The sequence below is a fragment of the Gordonia sp. AC31 genome (assembly GCF_031844505.1).
Taxonomy (GTDB): Bacteria; Actinomycetota; Actinomycetes; order Mycobacteriales; family Mycobacteriaceae; genus Gordonia; species Gordonia hongkongensis.
Genome location: NZ_JAUZVK010000001.1, coordinates 576,407 through 597,875 on the forward strand (window position 1 = coordinate 576,407; position 21,469 = coordinate 597,875).

General features: G+C 67.4%; 22 protein-coding genes, 1 tRNA gene and 1 other RNA gene. 10 read left to right on the forward strand and 14 right to left on the reverse strand.

The genetic code is table 11. From position 1 onward, the window contains the following. Positions 1 to 110: 110 nt before the first annotated feature. The 3 genes from Q9R39_RS02760 to pgm all read right to left on the reverse strand — a co-directional run bounded on the left by Q9R39_RS02760 (position 111) and on the right by pgm (position 2,786). Positions 111 to 183: transfer RNA gene (locus tag Q9R39_RS02760), tRNA-Ala, on the reverse strand. 114 nt (positions 184 to 297) lie between these two features. After that, positions 298 to 1,050, reverse strand: a complete 753-nt coding sequence (locus Q9R39_RS02765) for a DsbA family protein (protein WP_058253657.1) — start codon at positions 1,048 to 1,050, stop codon at positions 298 to 300. 92 nt (positions 1,051 to 1,142) lie between these two features. Then, on the reverse strand, positions 1,143 to 2,786 hold the full coding sequence (gene pgm, locus Q9R39_RS02770) for a phosphoglucomutase (alpha-D-glucose-1,6-bisphosphate-dependent) (RefSeq protein ID WP_058253658.1): 1,644 nt from the start codon (positions 2,784 to 2,786) through the stop codon (positions 1,143 to 1,145). On the opposite strand from pgm, the gene Q9R39_RS02775 reads away from it, so the two are divergent. Continuing rightward, the gene (locus Q9R39_RS02775; protein ID WP_091344483.1) at positions 2,785 to 3,543 is read left to right on the forward strand and encodes a serine aminopeptidase domain-containing protein; all 759 of its coding nucleotides are present in this window, start codon (positions 2,785 to 2,787) and stop codon (positions 3,541 to 3,543) included. The genes pgm and Q9R39_RS02775 overlap by 2 nt on opposite strands. A 2-nt stretch (positions 3,544 to 3,545) precedes the next feature. Here Q9R39_RS02775 and Q9R39_RS02780 read toward each other — a convergent pair whose 3' ends face one another. After that, positions 3,546 to 5,327, reverse strand: coding sequence for a long-chain-acyl-CoA synthetase (locus Q9R39_RS02780; protein WP_058253659.1), 1,782 nt, complete (start codon positions 5,325 to 5,327; stop codon positions 3,546 to 3,548). A 188-nt stretch (positions 5,328 to 5,515) separates the two neighbouring features. On the opposite strand from Q9R39_RS02780, the gene Q9R39_RS02785 reads away from it, so the two are divergent. The 5 genes from Q9R39_RS02785 (at position 5,516) to Q9R39_RS02805 (ending at position 10,034) form a co-directional block, all read left to right on the forward strand. Then, positions 5,516 to 6,751 (forward strand): CaiB/BaiF CoA-transferase family protein, encoded by a 1,236-nt coding sequence (locus tag Q9R39_RS02785; RefSeq protein ID WP_058253684.1) that lies wholly within the window; start codon positions 5,516 to 5,518, stop codon positions 6,749 to 6,751. Next, positions 6,748 to 7,368, forward strand: a complete 621-nt coding sequence (locus Q9R39_RS02790) for a trans-aconitate 2-methyltransferase (protein WP_058253660.1) — start codon at positions 6,748 to 6,750, stop codon at positions 7,366 to 7,368. The genes Q9R39_RS02785 and Q9R39_RS02790 overlap by 4 nt, the downstream gene beginning before the upstream one ends. Positions 7,369 to 7,432: 64 nt before the next feature. Next, positions 7,433 to 8,356: a metal ABC transporter substrate-binding protein gene (locus Q9R39_RS02795; RefSeq protein ID WP_058253661.1), complete on the forward strand. Its 924-nt coding sequence runs from the start codon at positions 7,433 to 7,435 to the stop codon at positions 8,354 to 8,356. Further along, complete coding sequence (locus Q9R39_RS02800; protein WP_058253662.1) at positions 8,353 to 9,159, forward strand: metal ABC transporter ATP-binding protein; 807 nt, start codon at positions 8,353 to 8,355, stop codon at positions 9,157 to 9,159. The genes Q9R39_RS02795 and Q9R39_RS02800 overlap by 4 nt, the downstream gene beginning before the upstream one ends. Beyond that, positions 9,156 to 10,034 (forward strand): metal ABC transporter permease, encoded by an 879-nt coding sequence (locus tag Q9R39_RS02805; protein WP_058253663.1) that lies wholly within the window; start codon positions 9,156 to 9,158, stop codon positions 10,032 to 10,034. Before Q9R39_RS02800 ends, Q9R39_RS02805 begins: the two co-directional genes overlap by 4 nt. Before the next feature lie 55 nt (positions 10,035 to 10,089). Here the strand turns inward: Q9R39_RS02805 and ssrA are convergent. Beyond that, positions 10,090 to 10,463, reverse strand: a transfer-messenger RNA (tmRNA) gene (gene ssrA / locus Q9R39_RS02810). A 207-nt stretch (positions 10,464 to 10,670) separates the two neighbouring features. On the opposite strand from ssrA, the gene Q9R39_RS02815 reads away from it, so the two are divergent. Continuing rightward, positions 10,671 to 11,207, forward strand: coding sequence for a hypothetical protein (locus Q9R39_RS02815; RefSeq protein WP_265969187.1), 537 nt, complete (start codon positions 10,671 to 10,673; stop codon positions 11,205 to 11,207). Between the two features lies 1 nt (position 11,208). On the opposite strand, the gene smpB is transcribed toward Q9R39_RS02815, so the two are convergent. The 7 genes from smpB to Q9R39_RS02850 form a co-directional block, all read right to left on the reverse strand. Continuing rightward, positions 11,209 to 11,685, reverse strand: coding sequence for an SsrA-binding protein SmpB (smpB, locus tag Q9R39_RS02820; RefSeq protein ID WP_265969189.1), 477 nt, complete (start codon positions 11,683 to 11,685; stop codon positions 11,209 to 11,211). A gap of 90 nt (positions 11,686 to 11,775) precedes the next feature. Continuing rightward, a complete protein-coding gene (gene ftsX, locus Q9R39_RS02825; RefSeq protein WP_058253666.1) occupies positions 11,776 to 12,684 on the reverse strand; it encodes a permease-like cell division protein FtsX in 909 nt (302 codons plus the stop codon). Positions 12,685 to 12,737: 53 nt separating this feature from the next. Then, a complete protein-coding gene (gene ftsE / locus Q9R39_RS02830) occupies positions 12,738 to 13,424 on the reverse strand; it encodes a cell division ATP-binding protein FtsE (protein ID WP_058253667.1) in 687 nt (228 codons plus the stop codon). Positions 13,425 to 13,515: 91 nt separating this feature from the next. Next, positions 13,516 to 14,118, reverse strand: a complete 603-nt coding sequence (locus Q9R39_RS02835; protein ID WP_078113715.1) for a hypothetical protein — start codon at positions 14,116 to 14,118, stop codon at positions 13,516 to 13,518. Then, entirely contained in the window at positions 14,118 to 15,071 is a 954-nt protein-coding gene (locus Q9R39_RS02840) for a mechanosensitive ion channel family protein (RefSeq protein ID WP_058253685.1), read from the reverse strand. Before Q9R39_RS02840 ends, Q9R39_RS02835 begins: the two co-directional genes overlap by 1 nt. After that, positions 15,071 to 16,186: a peptide chain release factor 2 gene (gene prfB, locus Q9R39_RS02845; RefSeq protein ID WP_058253669.1), complete on the reverse strand. Its 1,116-nt coding sequence runs from the start codon at positions 16,184 to 16,186 to the stop codon at positions 15,071 to 15,073. The genes Q9R39_RS02840 and prfB overlap by 1 nt, the downstream gene beginning before the upstream one ends. A 46-nt stretch (positions 16,187 to 16,232) precedes the next feature. Next, the gene (locus Q9R39_RS02850; protein WP_159371254.1) at positions 16,233 to 16,625 is read right to left on the reverse strand and encodes a hypothetical protein; all 393 of its coding nucleotides are present in this window, start codon (positions 16,623 to 16,625) and stop codon (positions 16,233 to 16,235) included. 19 nt (positions 16,626 to 16,644) lie between these two features. Here Q9R39_RS02850 and hisN point away from each other — a divergent pair, with 19 nt between their 5' ends. Then, on the forward strand, positions 16,645 to 17,457 hold the full coding sequence (gene hisN, locus Q9R39_RS02855) for a histidinol-phosphatase (protein ID WP_265969198.1): 813 nt from the start codon (positions 16,645 to 16,647) through the stop codon (positions 17,455 to 17,457). A gap of 35 nt (positions 17,458 to 17,492) precedes the next feature. Here hisN and Q9R39_RS02860 read toward each other — a convergent pair whose 3' ends face one another. Both Q9R39_RS02860 and Q9R39_RS02865 read right to left on the reverse strand, forming a co-directional pair. Next, on the reverse strand, positions 17,493 to 18,152 hold the full coding sequence (locus Q9R39_RS02860) for an MBL fold metallo-hydrolase (protein ID WP_265969199.1): 660 nt from the start codon (positions 18,150 to 18,152) through the stop codon (positions 17,493 to 17,495). A gap of 17 nt (positions 18,153 to 18,169) precedes the next feature. After that, positions 18,170 to 18,628, reverse strand: a complete 459-nt coding sequence (locus tag Q9R39_RS02865) for a DUF2752 domain-containing protein (protein ID WP_211539429.1) — start codon at positions 18,626 to 18,628, stop codon at positions 18,170 to 18,172. 179 nt (positions 18,629 to 18,807) lie between these two features. Here Q9R39_RS02865 and Q9R39_RS02870 point away from each other — a divergent pair, with 179 nt between their 5' ends. Both Q9R39_RS02870 and Q9R39_RS02875 read left to right on the forward strand, forming a co-directional pair. Then, on the forward strand, positions 18,808 to 20,178 hold the full coding sequence (locus Q9R39_RS02870; protein ID WP_211539430.1) for an acyl-CoA dehydrogenase family protein: 1,371 nt from the start codon (positions 18,808 to 18,810) through the stop codon (positions 20,176 to 20,178). 26 nt (positions 20,179 to 20,204) lie between these two features. Next, positions 20,205 to 21,428 carry an acyl-CoA dehydrogenase family protein gene (locus tag Q9R39_RS02875; protein ID WP_211539431.1) on the forward strand — a complete coding sequence of 408 codons (1,224 nt, stop codon included), beginning with the start codon at positions 20,205 to 20,207 and terminating at the stop codon, positions 21,426 to 21,428. The last annotated feature ends 41 nt before the right edge of the window (positions 21,429 to 21,469 follow it).

Sequence of the window (21,469 nt, forward strand, 5' to 3'; positions counted from 1 at the left end):
CGCCTCCGTAGAGCGCGCAACCGTTTGTCCCTACGCAACTCGGTTCGACAGACTCTATCCCACCAACGACGAAGCCCGTCCCGACATCTGTCGGAACGGGCTTCGTTCGGTGGAGCTAAGGGGACTCGAACCCCTGACCCCCACACTGCCAGTGTGGTGCGCTACCAGCTGCGCCATAGCCCCGTATTTTGTTGTTCCGCCCTGTTCAAGGGCACTGGCGAAGTTACACCATCTCGGCGATACCAGCCAAATCGCCAGGACGCCGACCCGAGTGGTGTCGAATCGGCGTCCCGCGACTCAGGAGTTGCCGCCACCCAGGATGCTGTCGAGCCAACCGGTGCCCTCGAGGACGCCGTTGACGGGCTCGCCGTCGTGCAGCACGGTCGGCGTGCCGACCTGTCCGCCGGTCGCCTTCGACAGTTCGTCGGTCGACTTCTGGGCGTTCTCCTCGGCCTGGGCGACCTTTGCGTTGTCGGTGATGCAGGTGGCGGTCGCCGGCGTCGCGCCCTGTTCGGTCGCGAGCCGCGCGAGTTCGGGGCTGCTGATGTTGCCGGTGCCGTCTTCGGGCGGCTGGGCGGCGAACAGCGCGCTGTGGAACCGCAGGAACAGATCGGTGTTCTGCTCGTCGGCCACGCAGGTCAGCGCACCGGCAGCACGCGAGCTGTAGTCACCGGTCGCCGACCGCGAGTTCAGGAAGTGCAGTGTGTGGTAGCGCACGCGGAGTTTGCCCTCGGTGACGGCCTTGGTGATGGCCGGTCCGGACTGCTGCTCGAACACCTTGCACACCGGACACATCGGGTCTTCGAAGACGTCGATGAGCGGAGCGGTCTCGGGACCGACGATCATCGTCGAACTCGACGCCAGCGCGGCTTGATCGGTGTCACCCTGATCGCGTCCGCTCCACCAGATCCCGCCGATCACGAGGCCCGCGATCACCAGGACGGCGATGCCGCCGAGCACGTAGGTCATCGTGTTCGACGGCGCGCTCGGCTGATACTTCGAGTTGGTGGTGCGGGGCACCGATGCTCCCGGCTTGCGCTTCTTGCTCACATTCCGACAATAACGGCGTCGCGCTGAAAATTGTCTGAGGGAACGTCCGGCCGGAACGGGGCGGTGACCGCCACGGCCGGCCCGCTACTCGCTCACGCCCCCAGCGCCGCGTCGACGACCTGCTGCGCCTCGCTCTGCACCTGCGCGAGATGGTCTGCGCCCTTGAAGGATTCGGCGTAGATCTTGTAGACGTCCTCGGTGCCCGACGGGCGAGCCGCGAACCAGGCGTTCTCCGTCGTGACCTTGAGGCCGCCGATCGGTGCGCCGTTGCCCGGTGCGGTCGTCATGATCGCCGAGATGGGTTCGCCCGCCAGTTCCGTCGCCGTCACCTGCTCCGGCGACAGCTTCGACAGCACCGCCTTCTGCTCCCGGCTGGCCGGCGCATCGATCCGCGCATACGCCGTGGTCCCGTACTCCTCGGCGAGTTCGGCGTAGCGCTGCGACGGCGACTTGCCCGTCACCGCGAGGATCTCCGACGCCAGCAGCGCCATGATGATGCCGTCCTTGTCGGTCGACCACGGGCTGCCGTCGAAGGTCAGGAACGACGCCCCGGCGCTCTCCTCGCCACCGAAGGCGACGCGACCGTTCAACAGGCCGTCGACGAACCACTTGAAGCCGACGGGAACCTCGAGCAGCGGTCGTCCGATCCCGGCGACCACCCGGTCGATCAGCGACGACGACACGAGCGTCTTGCCGACCGCCGCCGACTCGGACCACTGCGGCCGGTGCGTGAACAGGTAATCGATCGCGACGGCCAGGTAGTGGTTGGGGTTCATCAGACCGGCGTCGGGCGTGACGATGCCGTGCCGGTCCGAGTCGGCGTCGTTGCCGGTCGCGATGTCGTAGGAATCACGGGAGGAGATGAGCGAGGCCATCGCGTTGGCCGACGAACAGTCCATCCGGATCTTGCCGTCGGTGTCGAGCGTCATGAACGAGAACGTCGGGTCCACCGTCGGATTCACGACCGTCAGGTGCTCGAGGTTGTATCGGAGGCCCAGCAGCGCCCAATAGCCGACGGACGCGCCGCCGAGCGGGTCGGCGCCGATGTGGATGCCGGCGTCGCGGATCGCTCGCATGTCGACCACGTCGCCGAGTCCGTCGATGTAGTTGAGGAGGAACGAGTAGTCCTGCACGAACTCGCTGCCGCGCGCGCGCTCGAACGGGATGCGCGCGACACCGTCGAGCTTCTGCTCGAGCAGTTCGTTCGCCCGCGCCGCGACGACCGAGGTGATCGAGGTGTCCGCGGGACCGCCGGTCGGCGGGTTGTACTTGAATCCGCCGTCCCGCGGCGGATTGTGTGACGGCGTCACGACGATGCCGTCGGACAGCACCCCCGGGTTGTCCTGGTTGAACATGAGGATGGCGCGGCTGACCGCCGGCGTGGGTGTGAACGAGTCGCTCTCGGCGGTGTAGACGGTGATCTCGTTGGCCGCGAGCACTTCGAGTGCGGTGCGCCAGGCGGGGACCGAGAGAGCGTGGGTGTCGAACCCGATGAACAGCGGACCGGAGATCCCGGCCGAGCGGCGGTAGTCGACGATCGCCTGCGTCGTCGCGAGGATGTGGGCCTCGTTGAACGCGTTGTCGAAGCTCGATCCGCGATGCCCCGACGTCCCGAACACGACCTGCTGCAACGGGTCCGACGGGTCGGGTGTGTTGTCGTAATAGGCACGCACCAGGGCGTCCACGTCGACGAGGTCTTCGGGCAGGGCCAAGGTACCAGCGCGAGGATGTGCCATGACCGCGATTGTGCCACTCCACACGCCGTTCGCCCGGTCGACGAACCGATCCGTCCGGACCCGGAGACCGAATCGCTACGGTGAGACGATCGTCGACGTCGCATCGAAGGGGCCTGCACACATGCTGATCGCCGGATTGTCGGGACTGCTGTCCCCCGGACGCCGATCCCCCGGCCTGCTCGTGCTCGTCCTGCCGGGCGGCACGGACAACAGCCACAAACCGTTCAGCCCCTGGCAGCCGTCCGCCCTGCGCATGTACCCGTTCACCTGGTCGCTGCGACTGCGATTCGGCCGGTCGGTGCGCGTCCACCAGGTCGGCTACCGCGTGTACGGCTGGAACGGCGACGACAATTCACCTCTGCTCCCCGCCCGTGCGGCACTCGACGAGATCTGCCGACGGCACCCGGGCGTGCCGGTGGTCGCGATCGGACACTCGATGGGCGGACGCGTGGCCGCCCATCTCGCCGCCGACCGCCGGGTCATCGGCGTCCTCGGCCTGGCGCCGTGGTGGCAGTTCGCCGACTGGCGACACATCCAGCCCGGCGCGCGGGTCGTCGCGGTGCACGGCGACGCCGACACCCGCACGCTCGCGAAGCGGACCCGCAAGGGCATCGCCGAGCTCTCGGCGCTGGGCGTCGACGCCGAGTTCATCCCAGTCCCCGGCGGCGGTCACGCCATGCTCGATCACATCGGGCTCTGGCAGCGCAGCGCGCTCGACTTCGTCGGCGAGCGCCTGTCCGCGCTGCGCGGCGCCTGACCTCAGCGCGTCGGCCGGCCGGCCAACTCCTCGACGAACTCCGGATAGAACTCGACGTATTTCTCCCCGACGAGCACGTAGAGCGGATCGTCGCCGGTCTGCCCGTAAGCCTGTTTGCGGAGTTCGGTGCGCATGTTCTTGAACGTCGAGGTGTGTTCCAGCGCCTCGACGATCCGGACGAACAATGGCACGGCGTACGCGGGCAGACCGTCGCGAACGTGCCGGGCGAGACCGTCGGCGTCGAAGGTCTCGCCGTCTCGCAGGCTCACCGCCGCCATGCCGGCCTTGCCGTCGACCCCCGGAACGGGCACACCGAACACGACCGCCTCCTCGACGGCGGGGTGCGCGTCGAGCACCGCCTCGACCTCGGTGGTGGCCACGTTCTCACCCTTCCAGCGGAAGGTGTCACCGATGCGGTCGACGAAGCCGATGTGCGAGAAGCCCTGATCGCGGACGACGTCGCCGCTGTTGAACCACCTGTCGCCCTTGCGCTTCGCGTCGCGGACGATCTTTCGTTCGGTCGCGGCCGGGTCGGTGTAACCGTCGAACGGTACCCGTGAATTGATCTGCGCGAGAAGCAATCCGGTACCACCCTTCCCGACCGGCCGCACCCGCCCGTCGGGACCGCGCAGCGGCTCGCCGGTCTCCTCGTCGTATTCGACGATCGTGTACGGCAACGGCGAGAACCCGGCCGTCTTGGACAAGCCGAAGACGTTGATGAAACCGATGTTCGCCTCGCTCGCCGCATACAACTCGACGACGCGGTCGATACCGAACCGCTCGGTGAAGGCATCCCAGATGTCCGGGCGCAGACCGTTGCCGACGGCCAGCCGGAGGCGGTGCGCGCGATCGGTCGGCTTCGGCGGCTGCGCGAGCAGATAGCGGCACAGCTCACCGATGTAGGCGAACGCGGTGGCGTTGTTCTCGATGATCTCGTCGATGAACTTCGACGCCGAGAACTGCTTGCCGATGGCCAGGCAGGCTCCCGATGCGAGGACCGACGAGACCGAGATCGTGAGAGCGTTGTTGTGGTAGAAGGGCAACGCCGTGTACATGACGTCGTCGCCGCGCAGACGGATTCCCAGCCCGCCGATGCCGTTCATCGCCACCAGCCAGCGGTAATGACTCATCTTGCTCGCCTTCGGGTAACCCGTTGTGCCCGAGGTGAAGATGTAGATCGCGGTCGACCCGACCTCGATCGAGTCGGTGACCGGCCGGTCGAGCGGTGAGCAGCGCGCGGTCAGTGTGGCGAGTTCGGCGAAGGTGAACTCCTTGTCCGGCCGGCATCCGGTCGGCACCGATTCCAGCGCCTCCAGCAGATCGAACTGATAGAGAACCACTTTCGGCTCGATGAGTCCGAGACTGTGTTCCAGCACCGCACCGCGCTGGTTGAAGTTGAGCATTCCGCAGATCGCCCCGATCTTGACGATCGCGAACATCGCGATGACGACATCGGGGTGATTACGCGAGAGCACCGCGACCACGTCACCGCGCCCGACACCCTCGCGGGTGAGGAAATCCGCGAGCCGGTTGGCCCGAGCGTTGGCCTCGCGGTAGGTGATCGACACACCCTCGAACCGGAGGAAGTCCCGGTCAGGGTACTTCTGCGCACTCTGCTGGAACCGCTTGCCGATGGACATCTTCGTGGTCGGCGGTGTGGGCAGCATCGCCGGTAGGGTCCGCAGAATCGTGCCGGCGTCACGACGCAACGACGCGACTCCCGACACCATGTCGGCCAGCCGGATGTCCGGCAGCAGTCCCGTGCCCGACGCGTGATCAACCATGTTCTTCCCGCCCCTTCGGTGTGTTCGACGACACACACCCTAGCGTCGGCCGGTGCTCATTGACACATCGGGGGTGATTTGTTCCAAACATTCCGAGTGCGTCGGCCAGCAGGCGAGAGCGCACCGCGATCCGCCGGGCACCCGGGTCGACCCTTGGCGCACGCCGGGTGACCGGCCACACTGTCTGGATGACCGACACCTCGCCGAGACCGATGAGCGACCGTCCCGCCGGCCCGCTTGACGGCGTCACCGTCCTCGAACTGGGCACGCTCATCGCCGGACCACACGCGGCACGGCTGTTGGGTGACATGGGCGCCGACGTCATCAAGATCGAACCGCCCGGCAAGCCCGATCCGATCCGCACCTGGGGACAGGCGGAGGTCGACGGTCACCGCTTCTATTGGACGGTGCACGGCCGCAACAAGAAAGCGGTAACCCTCGATCTGCGGGCGGACCGAGGGCGCGAGCTGTTCCTCGATCTCGTCGAACGGGCCGACATCATCGTCGAGAACTTCCGTCCCGGAACGCTCGAGCGGCTCGGTATCGGCCCGGACGTACTGTCCGCACGCAACCCGGGCATCGTCGTGGTGCGCGTCTCGGGCTACGGCCAGACCGGCCCGGATTCGACACGAGCCGGGTACGCCTCCGTCGCCGAGGCCGCCAGCGGTCTGCGGTATCTCAACGGCTACCCCGGACAGCTCCCGCCCCGGCTGGCGCTGTCACTCGGCGACACCCTGGCCGGCATGTTCGCCGCGCAGGGCGCCCTCGCGGCACTGTACCGGCGTGCGGTGACCGGCAGGGGGCAGGTCGTCGACACATCCCTCATCGAATCATGTGTCGCCGTGCAGGAATCGGCCATCGCGGACTACGACGCAGGTGGCGTCGTCCGCGGCCCGTCGGGCACCCGGCTCGACGGCATCGCTCCGTCGAACCTCTACCCGACCAGTGCGGGCACGCACGTCATCATCGCCGCCAACCAGGATTCGGTGTTCGCCCGGCTGTGCGCGGCGATGGGACAACCCGAGCTCGCGACCGACGACCGCTTCGTCGATCACGCCGCGCGCGGACGCAACCAGGACGAGCTCGACGAATTGATCGGCGAATGGTCGCGGCAGTACACACCGGAGAAGCTGACCGAAGTACTCGGTGCCGCGGGAGTCGTTGTCGGACCGGTGAACTCCGTCGCCGAGGTGGTCGCCGACCCGCATCTACAGGCACGGGGGATGATCGCCGAACACTACGACGAACGCGCGCAGCGCACCGTCCTCGGTCCCGGCGTCGTGCCACAGTTCAGCGACACCCCCGGTGGCATCCGCAACGCCGGTCCCCCCGCCCCCGGTTGCGACAACGAGGCCGTCTACGGCGGATTGCTGGGGTTGTCCGCCCGCGAGATCGAGGATCTGCGGGCGTCGGGAGTCGTGTGAGTTCGCAGCCCGGTTACGACGAGCTCGCCGATCTGTACGCCGAGACCTTCCCGTCCCCGTTCACTAACATCCTGCAGCGCCACGCCTTCGGGGCGTTCGTCGAGCACGTCCGCGACAGCGGTGTCGCAGGAACGGTGCTCGACGTCGGTTGCGGGCCGGGGCTCCTGACCGCCGAGTTGGTCGCACTCGGGTTCGACGCGGTCGGCGTCGACCCGAGTACGGCGATGCTGCGGATCGCGAGGTCGAAGCACCCCGGCGTCCGGTTCGTCTCCGGCGACGCCCGCATCGACGCTCCGGAGCTCGCCGACGTCACCGTCGCGGCCGTACTGGCCCGCTTCAGCCTGATCCACGTGCCACCCGACTCCGTGCCCGAGATCGTGGGCGGCTGGGCGGAGCGGATGGCCGCGGGCAGCACCGTCCTGGTCGCCGGTCAGACGACCCCCGACGACGAGATCGTCGAGTTCGACCATCGGGTGGCACCCGCGTGGCGTTGGCACCCGGATCGGATGGCGGCGGCCCTGGCCGATGCCGGTTTCGACGAGGAGTGGCGCACCGTCAAACGTGCCGATGACGCCCATCGCTTCGCCGAGTTCCATCTCCTCGCGATACGCCGATGACGCTGTTCCAGGGCACGTACCCCCCGAACTAGAAAGTTCGGCGAACCGAAACTATAGTGTCGGCATGCCCAAGCTCGTGCGTCGCCGGTTCGTCACCGTCGGGGCACTGCTTGCTGCCGTGTGCACGATCCTCGCGGGATGCACGCTGTCGAGTCGGCTGCCCGATGAGAAGGTCGTGCTCACCACGTTCACCGTGCTCGCCGACATCGCCTCGGAGGTCGCCGGCGACCGTCTGCAGGTGGAGTCGATCACCAAGCCGGGTGCCGAGATCCACGGCTACGAGCCGACTCCCGGCGACATCCGTCGGGCCGCGACCGCGTCGCTCGTCCTCGACAACGGTCTCAATCTCGAAGCCTGGTTCGCCCAGTTCGTCGACGGCCTCGACGTCCGGCACGTCGTTGTCAGCGAGGGTGTCGAACCGATCGACATCGCGTCGGATGCCTATGCGGGCAAGCCCAATCCGCATGCGTGGATGAGTCCGGTGAATGTGCAGATCTATGTCGACAACATGGTGCGCGCGTTCACCGAGCTCGACCCCGACGGCGCCGGCACCTTCGAATCGAACGCGACCGCGTACAAGCGGCAGCTCCAGCAGGTACAGACCGATCTCACCTCCGCACTCGCCGGACTACCCGCCAACGAGCGGGCCCTCGTCACCTGCGAAGGTGCCTTCTCGTATCTCGCCCACGACGCCGGACTCGTCGAGCGCTACATCTGGCCGGTCAACGCCGAGCAGCAGGCGACGCCGCAGCAGGTCGCCGAGACGATCGACTTCGTCCGGGCGAACCGCGTTCCGGGGGTCTTCTGCGAGTCCACGGTCTCCGACGCCCCGATGCGACAGGTCGTGAACGCGACCGACGCTCGGTTCGGCGGCACCCTGTACGTCGACTCGCTCTCCGAGGCCGACGGCCCCGTACCCACCTATCTCGACCTCATCCGCCACGACGTCGCGACCATCGTGTCGGGCCTGACCGGGAGCAACACGTGAACGTCTCAGCGACAACCGGTTCCGCCATCGAGGTGACGGACGTGACCGTGCGGTACGGCGACATCCTCGCGCTCGACCACGCGTCGGTACGAGTACCGTCCGGCCAGGTGTGCGGCCTCGTCGGGATGAACGGATCGGGCAAGTCGACGCTATTCAAGACGATCGTGGGGTCGGTGACCCCGACGACCGGCACGGTCCGGCTCGGCGGCCGGACCCCCACCGCGGCGCGTCGAGCCGGCGCGCTCGGTTACGTGCCGCAGTCCGAGGACATCGACTGGAGCTTCCCGGTGTCGGTCCGTGACGTCGTGATGACGGGTCGCTACGGCCATCTCGGGTTCACGCGCCGCCCCAAGCGGGCCGACCACGACGCCGTCGACGAAGCCCTCGCACGCGTCGAGCTCACCGACTTCGCCGACCGCCAGATCGGCCAGTTGTCCGGCGGGCAGCGCAAGCGGGCCTTCGTGGCCCGCGGCATCGCGCAGGAGGCCGAGATCCTGCTGCTCGACGAACCGTTCGCCGGCGTCGACAAACGCACCGAGGGGACCATCACCGCACTGCTACGCGAACTCGCCGATGCCGGGACGACGATCCTGGTGTCCACGCACGATCTCCAGGTCCTGCCCGAGCTGGCCGACGAGGCGATCCTGCTGATGCGCCGCGTGATCGCGCAGGGCGCGCCGACCGAGGTGATCACCACCGACAACCTCGTCCGCGCGTTCGGCCTCGATCCACTCGCCCGGCCGACGTCTGAACGCCTCGACTCCGAACGCCTCACCACCGATCGCCACGAGGAGGTCTCGTGAACATCGTCGACATCCTTCTCGACCCGTTCGCCTACGCGTTCATGACGCGTGCCCTGTGGGCGACGCTGATCGCCTCGGTCGTGTGCGCGTTGTTGTCGTGCTGGCTCGTGCTGATCGGCTGGTCGCTGATGGGTGACGCGGTCTCGCACGCGGTGCTGCCGGGCGTGGTCCTCGCCTACATCGTCGGCGTGCCGTTCGCCATCGGCGCGGTGATCTTCGGCTTCCTGGCGGTGGCACTGATCGGCGCTGTCCGCGACGGCGGCCGGGTCAAGGAGGACGCCGCCATCGGCATCGTCTTCACCACCCTCTTCGCCTTCGGCCTGGTGCTGATCTCGGTGACGCCGAGCCAGACCGACCTGAACCACATCATCTTCGGCAACCTCCTGGGTGTCTCGACGTCGGATCTCGTGCAGATCGCGATCCTGGGTGCGATCGTGGCGACCTTGCTGCTGCTCAAGAGACGCGACTTCACCCTCTACGCCTTCGACCGCACGCACGCCTTCGCGATCGGACTCAGCCCGAAACTGCTCGGCGCGGCCCTTCTCGCGCTGCTCGCCCTCACCGCGGTGACCGCGCTGCAGGTGGTCGGCATCGTGCTCGTGGTCGCGATGCTCATCATCCCCGGCGCGACGGCCCGACTGCTCACCGATCGCTTCGGCCGGATGCTCGTCATCGCGCCCGCGATCTCGGCGATCTGCGGGGTCATCGGCCTCTACGTCTCCTACTACCAGGACACCTCCCCCGGCGGGATGGTCGTCCTCGTCCAGGGCATCGCGTTCTTCGGTGTCTACCTGTTCAGCCCGACCCACGGCGTCGTCACCAAACGACGCAAGCATCGCGAGAGCGCGACGCTCGATGCGTTGAGTACCGGTTAGCGAACCGGCCGGCGCGAAACGAAAGGCGCCCCACCGAGTCCGGTGGGGCGCCTTCTCGTGGAGCTGCCGGGAATTGAACCCGGGTCCTCCGTCGTGTTGTTAGGGCTTCTCCGTGTGCAGTCCGCTATGTCTCTACTCGGATCTCTCGGTCACGCGAACAAGCCGAGATGACGATCCCAGTCGCTGTTTGATGTTCCGACCTCACCCGCGACCGGCGAGGACGGTGAGCTCCCATGGATGATGCCGGCAACCGGGTCTGGGAGCATAACCCGGGCCGACAGACTAGCCGGCGCTACTTAGGCAGCGAGGGCGTAGTCGCGCTGATTGGAATCGGCGCTTAATTGGTTGCTGCGACGCTCACGGTGGTCTCCAGCCTGCACCGACACGCTTCCCCTATCTCGACGCACGAAGTCGAAACCGATCAGCCCCGAGTAGGACCCGCCGACGGATGTCAGCGAGCACTTCAGTCTAACAACTCGCCACTCGGAGTTCATTCCCATTACCTGTCTAATCCCGTTCGCCGCGATCACCAGCGCATTCACAGCCCACCGCCAGGCCTGGCCAAGACACCGCCGGGATCGTGGAGACCTCGTGAGCCGAGGACGGACTCGGCCGACCGACGAGAGCGAGACCGACATGACGCCCCCGACCCCTGGCGGACACGACCCCGACAGCACCTCCCCGGCCCCGCCGGCACCCACGACATCCGACGACGCCGCGACCACACCGATCGGCCCGGAGCCGACCCCGGGAGCGAACTCCCACGAGTCCATCAGCGCGGGCAACTCACCCGACTCGCGCGGCCCGGTCGGCGAACCGAGCCCGGTGGCCCCGAAGACCGCACCGGCCCGGTCGGCCCTGATCGCCGGCGCAGCCGGACTGGCCATCGTCGCGGGCGCACTCGGCTTCGGGACCGGCTACATCACCGGGGACAACACGACGCCCGAGCGGCCTTCGCCCGCCGCCGTCTGGCAGCAAAGCGGCAACGGGCCCGGGATGGGCGGCGGTCCCCAGATGGGTGGACCCGGGATGGGTGGACCCGGTATGGGCGGCCTGCCGGGCCGACAGAACCGAGACGGCGAGAGCGGCTCGGAATCCGACGACCAGAACGGACCGAACACGTCGCCGGGAACGTCGACTGAGCAACAGGGCCAGACCGGCACCGGCGCCTGAGTCAGCCCATGCCCTTCACCCGGCGGCCGACCTCACGTTCGACCTCGCGTTGAGCGGTCCGCTTGGCGATGTCCTGGCGCTTGTCGTGCGCCTGCTTGCCACGGGCCAGCGCGAGCTCGACCTTCACCTTGCCGTCGTTGAAATACATCGACAGCGGCACCAGCGTGAGGTTGCCGTCGCGGAGCTTGCCGACGAGGTTGTCGATCTCGCGTCGGTGCATCAGCAGTTTGCGCTTGCGGCGGACCGAGTGGTTGGTCCAGGAGCCGTTGCCGTACTCGGCGATGTGCAGGGCATGAAGCCACACCTCGCCGTCGTCGATCGTCGCGAACGCGTCGTCCAGCGAGGCCTTGCCCGCCCGCAGGCTTTTCACCTCGGTGCCGACCAGGACGACGCCGGCCTCGTAGACGTCGAGGATGGCGTAGTTGTGCCGCGCCTTGCGGTTGGACGCGATCACATTGCGTCCCTTTTCCTTCGGCATGCACTCACCTCCTCGTAGTGTGGTCGATCGCCCTGTTGGTGACCGACCGGTTGCTGATCGCCGACAATCCGAACCGCCCGGACGGACCGATCATTCCCGGACATAGACACGAAGCGTGACATATGCGGTCGCACCCGCCAACACAATTCCGCCGAGCACCAGCCACGGTGCGACGAACAGTACGTCGGTCAGCTCGATCCGGGCGAAGAAGCTGACCCCGTACAGCTCGCGTAACGCGTTGTCGAAGAAGAACTTCTTGGCCAGCAGCAGACCGCCGATGGCCAGCATCGAGCCGACAAAGGCCGACACCACCGCCTCGAGCAGGAACGGTAACTGGGTGTACCAGCGGGTCGCGCCGACGAGGCGCATGATCGACACCTCGGTCCGTCTGGTGAACGCCGCGACCTGAACCGTGTTGATGATCAACAGGATGGCGGCGATCGCCAGGACCGAAGCGATGGCGAAGGTCGCGTTGCGGACGCCGTCGAGGACACTGAAGATCCGCTGCACGAGCTTGCGGTCGTCCTTGAAGGCGTCCACCCCCAGGTCTTTCCGCGTCGCGTACTTGGTGAGCACCGCGTCGAATTGGCCGGGATCGGACACCCGCACGCGCAGCGAGGCCGGCAGCGTGCCCTCGACGATGTTCTCGGCGAGATCGGGGTTGTTCGCGAAGATCTCCTTCGCGCGTTTGAAGGCCTCGTCCTTGTCGAGGTAGGTCACCGAGGTGACGCCGGGTTCGTTCTCGAGCCCGCGGCGAAGCTGGGCGCACGGGTCGGACTCGCACTGCGGATCGCGTTCGGTCACCTCGGGATTGAGATAGAACTCCATCTCCACCCGGTCGAGGAAGATCTGCTGACTCTTGTCCGCCATCTGGATCACCAGGAGCCCACCGCCGAACATTCCCAGCGTGATCGCGGTGGTGATGATCATCGCGATGGTCATGGTCGCGTTGCGGCGGAGTCCGTGGAGAACCTCGCTGATGATGAAATTCGCTCGCATGTCTGCTCAGACAGTCCTTGGGTCTCGGGGAAGTGTGTCGGGTCGGCTGCGCGTCAGCCGATTCCGTACACGCCCTGCGGGTCGTTGCGGACGAGTTGGCCGCTGTCGAACTCGAGAACCCGTCGTCGCATCGCGTCGACGATGTGCCGGTCGTGGGTGGCCATCACCACCGTGGTGCCGCGGCGGTTGACCCGGTCGAGGACGTCGACGATCTCCTCGCTGGTCTCGGGATCGAGGTTGCCGGTGGGCTCGTCGGCCAGGAGCACCAGCGGACGGTTCACGATGGCGCGGGCGATGGCCACGCGCTGCATCTCGCCGCCCGACAACTCGTTCGGCATGCGATCGTGCTTGCCTTCCAGGCCGACGTACTCGAGCACCTCCGGCACCACCCGCTGGATGGTGGAGCGAGGCCGACCGATCACCTCGAGCGCGAACGCGACGTTCTCGGCCACCGTCTTCTTCTGGAGCAGACGGAAGTCCTGGAACACACACCCGATCGACTGCCGCAGCTTCGGCACGCTGCGCGCCTTCAGTCGGTTGACGTGGAACTCCCCGAGGTACACCTCGCCGCTCGTCGGGCGGTCCTCTTTCAGGAGGAGGCGGAAGAACGTCGACTTACCTGATCCCGACGGACCGATCAGGAACGCGAACTCCCCCTTGTCGACCTCGAAGCTCAGATCTCGCAGAGCGGGTCGACTGGACGCCTTGTACTGCATCGTGACGTTCTCCAGCTTGATCACGATGTGCCAGTGTAACGACGACTCCTGAGAGTGCGTTCAGGCACGACGCCCCAGCTCAGCCACCCGCCTGACCAGCGAATTCCCCGCCGGTTCAGCGTGTCGGGACCGTGGTGGTCGGCGTCTGTCCGCCGAAATTCGGGAGCGGGATGTTGGGCAGACCCGGGATGGTCTCGCGGCTCGTACCGGGCGCGGGCGCCGGGGCCCCGTCCGTCGACGAGCCGTCCGTACCCTCGACGCCACTGGTCGAGTCGGTCGTCGACGGTTCCGTCGAGGTGGTGGTCGTGGATGACGACGTCGACGGTGGCGGCTCGTACGTCGGTTCGACCGTCTGCGATGTCGTCGGCGCGGGCCGTGCCGGTGAGTACACCACACCGTAGCGCTGCGAGGTGTATCCGTACAGCACGCAACAGGCGAGGAAGACCGTAACCAAGATCGCGGTGCTGGTCCGCATCCGGGTGCGGGCGATGTGCCGCCAGTCGTGCCCTCGCTTGCCGTCGGACTCGTCCGGCGACTGCTGCGGCGGTGGGGCCTCGGGGGGGATGCCCTGCGTCGGGATGATCTGTGTCGGGGCGTCGTCGGCGGGGATGTCTCTACCAGGCCCACCCTCGCCGGGCTGCTCGTCGTGGGGCAGGCTCTCGTCAGGCCTGTCCCCAGCCGGCTCGTTCCGGCGCGGGGAATTCGGTGTCTCAGCCATCAGTCTCCCCCGTCCCGATTGCCCTGATCGGCGTGTGTCGCCGGCGGCCCACCCGCGGACCGGACCTCGCGGGCGGGCACATTGATACCTTCACGCGCCAGCGCTCGGATGATGTGGACACGCAGCGCGCGCCCGACCTCGAACTGCTTGCCCGGAAGCGTACGAGTGACCATGCGCACCGTGATGGCGTCGAGCTCGAGGCTGATGACACCGAGGGACGACGGTGCGTCGAGAAGCAGGTCGTGCCACCGGGGCAGGGCGTAGAACTCCCGGCCCACCCGGTCGAGCGTGTCGTTGACGAGCCCGATGTCGGCTTCGGACGGGACCGGGACGTCGACGACCGCGCGCGCCCAGTCCTTCGAAAGGTTGGTGGCCTTGACGATCTGGCCGTTGGGGACGGTGATGACCTCGCCCTCGGCGGTGCGCAGTTTGGTCACCCGCAGCGTCACGTCCTCGACTGTGCCCTCGGCAGGCGCGTTGCCCGTCACCGTCAGGTTGACGACGTCGCCGTAGCCGTACTGCTTCTCCGCAACGACGAAGAAGCCGGCGAGGATGTCCTGCACGATGCGCTGCGCACCGAAGCCGAGGGCGGCACCGATCACCGCGGTGGGGCCGGTCAACCCGCTCAACGGGATTCCGAACACCGACAGCGTGTGGATGATCACGATGATCGCGATCACCACGATCAGCGTCCACGCCACCACGTCGACCAGAGCGCGACGGTGTTTGGCGTCCTCGGTCTGGACGATGAGGTCGCTGGTGGAGAACCGCGAGTCCACACGGGAGGCGTACTTGTCGGCGCCCCACCGGATCAATCGGGCGAGCAGCACCGCGCCCAGGATCCAGATGAGGATCTCCAAGCCGTTGGTGGCCATCCACACATATACCCGACCGATCAAGACCTCGGTCGGGCTCGGCGGCGCGGCGAGCAGCAGGACTCCGGGATCGCGCATCACGCTTCGGCGGTCGCCATCCGCCAGCGGATCCCGGCCTCGATGAACTTGTCCAGCTCCCCGTCGAGCACCGACGTCGGATTGTTGTCCTCGACGCCGGTCCGCAGGTCCTTCACCATCTGATACGGGTGCAGCACGTAGGAGCGCATCTGGTTGCCCCAGCTCGAACCGCCGTCACCCTTCAGTGCGTCGAGTTCGGCGCGCTCCTCCTGGCGCTTGCGGTCGAGCAGCTTGGCCTGCAGCACGCGCATCGCTGACGCCTTGTTCTGCAGCTGGCTCTTCTCGTTCTGACAGGTCACGACGATGCCGGTGGGGATGTGGGTCAGCCGGACCGCGGAGTCGGTCGTGTTGACCGACTGCCCGCCGGGGCCCGACGAGCGGTACACGTCCACCTTGATGTCGTTCTCGTCGACGTCGATGTGGTCGGTGGTCTCCACCACGGGCAGCACCTCGACCTCGGCGAACGATGTCTGACGGCGGCTCTGGTTGTCGAACGGGCTGATACGCACGAGCCGGTGGGTGCCCTGCTCGACCGACAGCGTGCCGTACATGTACGGGGCCTTCACCGCGAACGTCGCGCTCTTGAGGCCCGCTTCTTCGGCGTAGGAGGTGTCGTAGACCTCGACGCCATAGCCCTTCTGCTCGGCCCAGCGGATGTACATGCGCATCAGCATCTGCGCCCAGTCCGCCGCGTCGACGCCGCCCGCGCCGGAGCGAATGTTGACGACGGCGTCGCGCGAGTCGTACTCGCCGGCGAGCATCGTCTTGACCTCCATCGCCTCGATGTCGGTCCGCAGGCTCTCACGTTCGGCATCGGCGTCGGCCAGCGCAGCCGTCTTGTCGTCACCCTCTTCGGCCTCGGCGAGCTCGTAGAGCACGGGTAGATCCTCGAGGCGCTGCCGCAACTCGGAGACCCTGCGGAACTCCGACTGGGCGTGCGAGAGCTCGCTGGTCACCTTCTGGGCATGGTCCTGGTCGTTCCAGAGGTCCGGGTCCGACGCCTGCATCTCGAGCTCGTCGATGCGACGACGCAGCTCCTCGAGATCGAGCACCTTCTCCACGGTGGTCAAGGTGGCGTCGAGGGAGTCGAGGTCTGCGGTCACGTCGGGATGCACGGTTATCCAGAGTACCGACAGTCGGGCGCGTCAGCGCCCGGCGGATCTACAGGGGGCCGGGACCGGCTTCGGGCATCACCCCGAACCGCCACGACGTCGCGGCCTTCTGCGGTTTGTAGAGGACCGGCAGATCGTCGCCGACCTGGGGCCAGGGGTCGCCCGCGCCCAGCACGAGCGTCCCGTACACCTCGGTCGGACTGGTCTCGGGACCGACGATCGTCCCGGAGATGGTGCAGAACCGGTTTCCGTCCTTGTCGGCCGCGCTCTTGGTCGGCTCGTCGTCGCGGTCGGAGACCCCGACGACCGTGAACGTGCCCTGTACGAACTGAGAGGCCTTGGCCGCCGACATCGGCTGCGGGTTGCGGCCGCGCTGCCACTGCACCACCAGCACCACCACGAGAGCCGCGATCAACAGGGTGAACGTCACGGTCAGCAACATGACAGCTACCCTACCGGGCATGTCCGCCCCTCCCGGTCCGACGACGTTCAGCGATGACCTCGAGCTCGCGCTCTCCCTCGCCGACTCCGCCGACGCGCTCACCATGGACCGCTTCGGCGCCGTGGATCTGAAGGTGGACGACAAGCCGGATCTCACACCGGTGTCCGATGCCGACCTGGCGTGCGAAACGCTGATCCGCGAACGCCTTTCGGCCCGTCGCCCCGCCGACACCGTGCTCGGTGAGGAGTTCGGCGGCGACGCCGTGCTCTCCGGGCGGCAGTGGGTCGTCGATCCCATCGACGGGACCAAGAACTTCGTCCGCGGCGTCCCGGTATGGGCCACGCTGATCGCGCTCCTCATCGACGGCGTGCCCACGGTCGGGGTTGTCTCGGCACCGGCACTTCGCCGACGCTGGTGGGCGGCAACAGGTCTCGGTGCGCACGTGCGTTTCGACGACGAGGATGTCCGACGCCTGTCGGTGTCGGGAGTGGCCGACCTCGGGTCGGCCAGCCTCGCGTTCTCGAGCCTGTCCGGCTGGGCCGATCGCGGCATCCGCGAGAAATTCATCGACCTCACCGACCGGGTGTGGCGCGTGCGCGGCTACGGCGACTTCTTCAACTACTGCCTCGTCGCCGAGGGTGCGGTCGACGTGACCGCCGAACCCGAGGTCTCGCTGTGGGACCTGGCGCCGCTCGACATCCTGGTCCGCGAGGCGGGCGGACGCTTCGCCGCCCTCGACGGCACGCCCGGACCCGCCGGCGGCAGTGCGATCGCCAGCAACGGACTGCTGCACGACGAGGTGCTGGGGGCGCTGCGCGTCGACCCTTCGTGAGGCTCGCAAGCTCGCTTCTCAGGGACCGGAGGGGGTCACACTTGCGTGGCGCTCTCCTTCTCCAGCACCGTGAACTCGGTCGCGTCGTCCTTCATGTCCGCGAGTCGCCCGTAGTGGATGCCGCTGCCGGCGTCGGACAGGACCGCCTGATGGATGGGGACGGCGACGCGCGGCGCCATCGCCCGGAGGTAGTCGACCGATTCGCTGAGTTTCATCCACGGCGCGGCCGACGGCAGCGCGAGGACATCGACATGCTCGAACGGGATGTAGAACGAGTCCCCCGGATGCATGAATTGGCCCGGCTGGTCGGCGGTCCCGAGGACATAGGCGACGTTGTCGATGACCGGGATCTCGGGATGGATGACGGCATGCCGGCCGCCGGTGAAACGCGCGGTGAGCGAACCGATCTCGATCTGGTCCCCGCTGCGCGCGGCCGTCCACGCGCCGGCCACGTCGTCGTCGTTGAGCTGCTTGGTCGTCTGGGGATCGGCGTAGAGGATCGCGTCGGGGTTCGCGGCTACGAGGTCGGGCAGCTTCGCGACGTCGCAGTGGTCGGGATGTTGGTGGGTGATCAGGATCGCGTCGAGATCGTCGATGCCGTCGAACCCGTGCGAGAAGTTCCCCGGGTCGAAGAGCACCTTGGTCCCGTCGATCTCGACGAGCAGACAGGAATGGCCGAAGTGGGTGATCTGCATGACTCCACTGTGCCCGTTCAGACGACAACCGGGAAGAAGCCCCACCCGAACGCGGCGTCGAGGATCCGCACGAAACCGTAGGTCAGCCACACCCCCAGCAGGACGGCACCGACGGGTCCGAGCACGCGGTCGCGCCAACCGGCGAGCAGCGCCCCGCGACGGCGCACCAGGGTGACCGTCGCCGCGACGACGGTCACCGCGGTGAGCACCAGGAACACCGGACCGAAGACATTGAAGGTGAACGCGGACCCGACGTCGCCGTGCATGAAGGCAACCCAGCTCCGGGTGAGTCCGCAGCCGGGACACGGAAGGCCGGTCATCACCGCGAACGGACACAGCGGCGGTCCGCTCTCCACACCACTCGGACTGAACACACACGCGGCGCCGAGCGCGGCGGCACCGACCACCGCGACGGTCGTCGCGCCCACCACCTGAGTGCCTGATAAGCCCTGTTCGCGGCGGTGATCGAGGGTCATGCGGCCAGCGTAGCGGGTATGCGGAACGGTGGTGTCGGGCAAGTGCGTGACAAACTTCTTACTCCGAAGTAAGGTATGGACTTACTACCGAGTAAGATAGGTCGCATCGACCCTCCACCCACACGTGGATCCACGCACAGACCCCCACCGGGGCGACTGGAAAGAAACGGCTGGTGATCATGACAACCCACACCGAACCGCGCGACACCTCCGCAGTCGGCCGCAACCCGCACCCGCGCAACTTCATCGGCACCGCGATGCGCGTACTGACCACGGTGACGGGCTCCGAGTTCGCCGAGAAGTACAAGATCCGCGAACCGATCAACCGCATCGCCTACCAGGGCACCAAGACCGGTTTCCAGACCCTCGGGGCGGCGAACCGCGCGTTCAAGGCCGCCCAAGGCGGGGGCTCGGGCCAGGCGAAGCGCCTCACCAGCACGCCCAAGGACTACTTCAACCTCACCCCCGACGACGAACAGCAGATGATCGCCGAGACGGTGAAGGAGTTCGCCACCGAGCTCCTGCGTCCGGCCGCACACGACGCCGACGCCGCCGCGGCGGCCCCCGAAGACCTGGTCAAGCGGTCTGCCGAGCTCGGCATCACGATGATCAACGTGCCGGAGGACTTCGACGGCGCGGCCTCCGAGCGCGGGGTCGTCACCAACGCGCTCGTCGCCGAAGCGATGGCCTACGGCGACATGGGCCTGGCGCTCCCGCTCCTCGCACCGAGCGGCGTGGCCACCACCCTCACCAACTTCGGCACCGACACCCAGCAGCGCACCTACCTGCCCGACTTCGCGGGCGAGAACGTGCCGCAGTCCGCTGTCGTGATCGCCGAGCCGAAGCCGCTGTTCGATGCATTCGCGTTGAGCACCAAGGTAACCCGCGTACCCAGCGGCTACCGCCTCAACGGCGTGAAGTCCTTCGTCCCGGCCGCCGGTTCGTCGGAGCTGTTCGTCGTCGGCGCCCAGCTCGACGGCAAGCCCGCCCTGTTCCTGGTCGAGTCCGACTCGAAGGGCCTCATCGTCGAAGCCGATCCCGGCATGGGTGTCCGCGCCGCCGGCATGGGCCGACTCCTGCTGCAAGACGTCGCCGTTCCCGAATCGGCGCTGATCGCCGGCGAGCGCGACGCGGCTTTCGCGGCCTACCGTGACGTGGTGCGCCTGTCGCGCCTGGGCTGGTCGGCGCTGGCCGCCGGCACCGCACGCGCCGTCCTCGACTACGTGATCCCCTACGTCAACGAGCGTGAGGCCTTCGGCGAGCCGATCTCCAACCGCCAGGCGGTCGCGTTCATGGTCGCCAACATCGCCACCGAGGTCGACTCGATCCGCCTCGTGACGCTGCGCGGCGCCGCACGCGCCGAGCAGGGCCTGAGCTTCGCCCGCGAAGCCGCCCTCGCCCGCAAACTCACCATCGACAAGGGCCTGCAGATCGGCCTCGACGGCGTCCAGCTCCTCGGCGGCCACGGCTTCACCAAGGAGCACCCGGTCGAGCGCTGGTACCGCGACCTCCGCGGCGCCGGCATCGGCGAAGGCATCGTCGTCCTCTAGACCGCCTGTGACCGAAGGAAACTGACATGAGCATCAATCTCGAACTCCCGAAGAAGCTGCACGTCACCATCGACCAGGCACACCAGGCGGCGGCGGAGATCTTCCGGCCCATTTCGCGCAAATACGATCTGCGCGAGCATGATTACCCGGTCGAGCTCGACACCCTGGCCAGCCTGTACGACGGACTCGCCGAGACCGGCCAGGCCGGCGCGGGCGCCGACGGCGGACGTAGCCAGCAGAAGAAGGCCAAGCCGCGCGAAGAGGGTGCGGTGGTCAACGGCGGCAACATGCAGTCGGCCCTCAATGTGATCGAAACATGCTGGGGCGACCTCGGTCTCATGCTGAGCATCCCCTACCAGGGGTTGGGGAACTCGGCCATCGCCGCGGTGGCCACCGACCAGCAGCTCGAACGGTTCGGCAAGGTGTGGGCCGCGATGGCCATCACCGAACCGAGCTTCGGCTCCGACTCCGCTGCCGTGAGCACCACCGCGACCCTCGACGGCGACGAGTACGTCATCAACGGCGAGAAGATCTTCGTAACCGCCGGCTCGCGTGCCACCCACATCGTCGTGTGGGCGACCGTCGACAAGAGCCTCGGCCGCGCCGCCATCAAGAGCTTCGTGGTCCCGCGCGAGCATCCGGGCGTCGAAGTCGTTCGCCTGGAACACAAGCTGGGCATCCGCGTCTCCGACACCGCGGTCATCCGCTTCGAGAACTGCCGGATCCCCAAGGAGAACCTGCTCGGCTCCCCGGAGGTGGACACCAAGAAGGGATTCGGCGGGGTCATGCAGACCTTCGACAACACCCGTCCCCTCGTCGCGGGAATGGCTGTCGGAGTCGCGCGGGCCGCGCTCGAGGAACTGCGCCGCGTGCTCGACGAGGCCGGCATCGAGGTCGACTACGACCGTCCCGCCGCCGACCAGCATGCCGCTGCCGCCGAGTTCCTGCGCATGGAGGCCGACTTCGAGGCCGCCTACCTGCACACGATGCGCGCAACCTGGATGGCCGACAACAAGCAGCCCAACTCCACCGAGGCGTCGATGTCGAAGGCGAAGGCGGGCCGCACCGCCACCGACGTCACCAACAAGGTCGTCGAACTCACCGGCACCCTCGGCTACTCGGAGCGGTTGCTGGTGGAGAAATGGGCACGCGACTCGAAGATCCTGGACATCTTCGAGGGGACCCAGCAGATCCAGAATCTGATCATCGCCCGGCGGGTGCTCAACAAGAGCAGCGCCGAGCTCAAATGAGCCGCTGACCCACAGTATTCGGCCCCGCTCCCTCGTCGAGG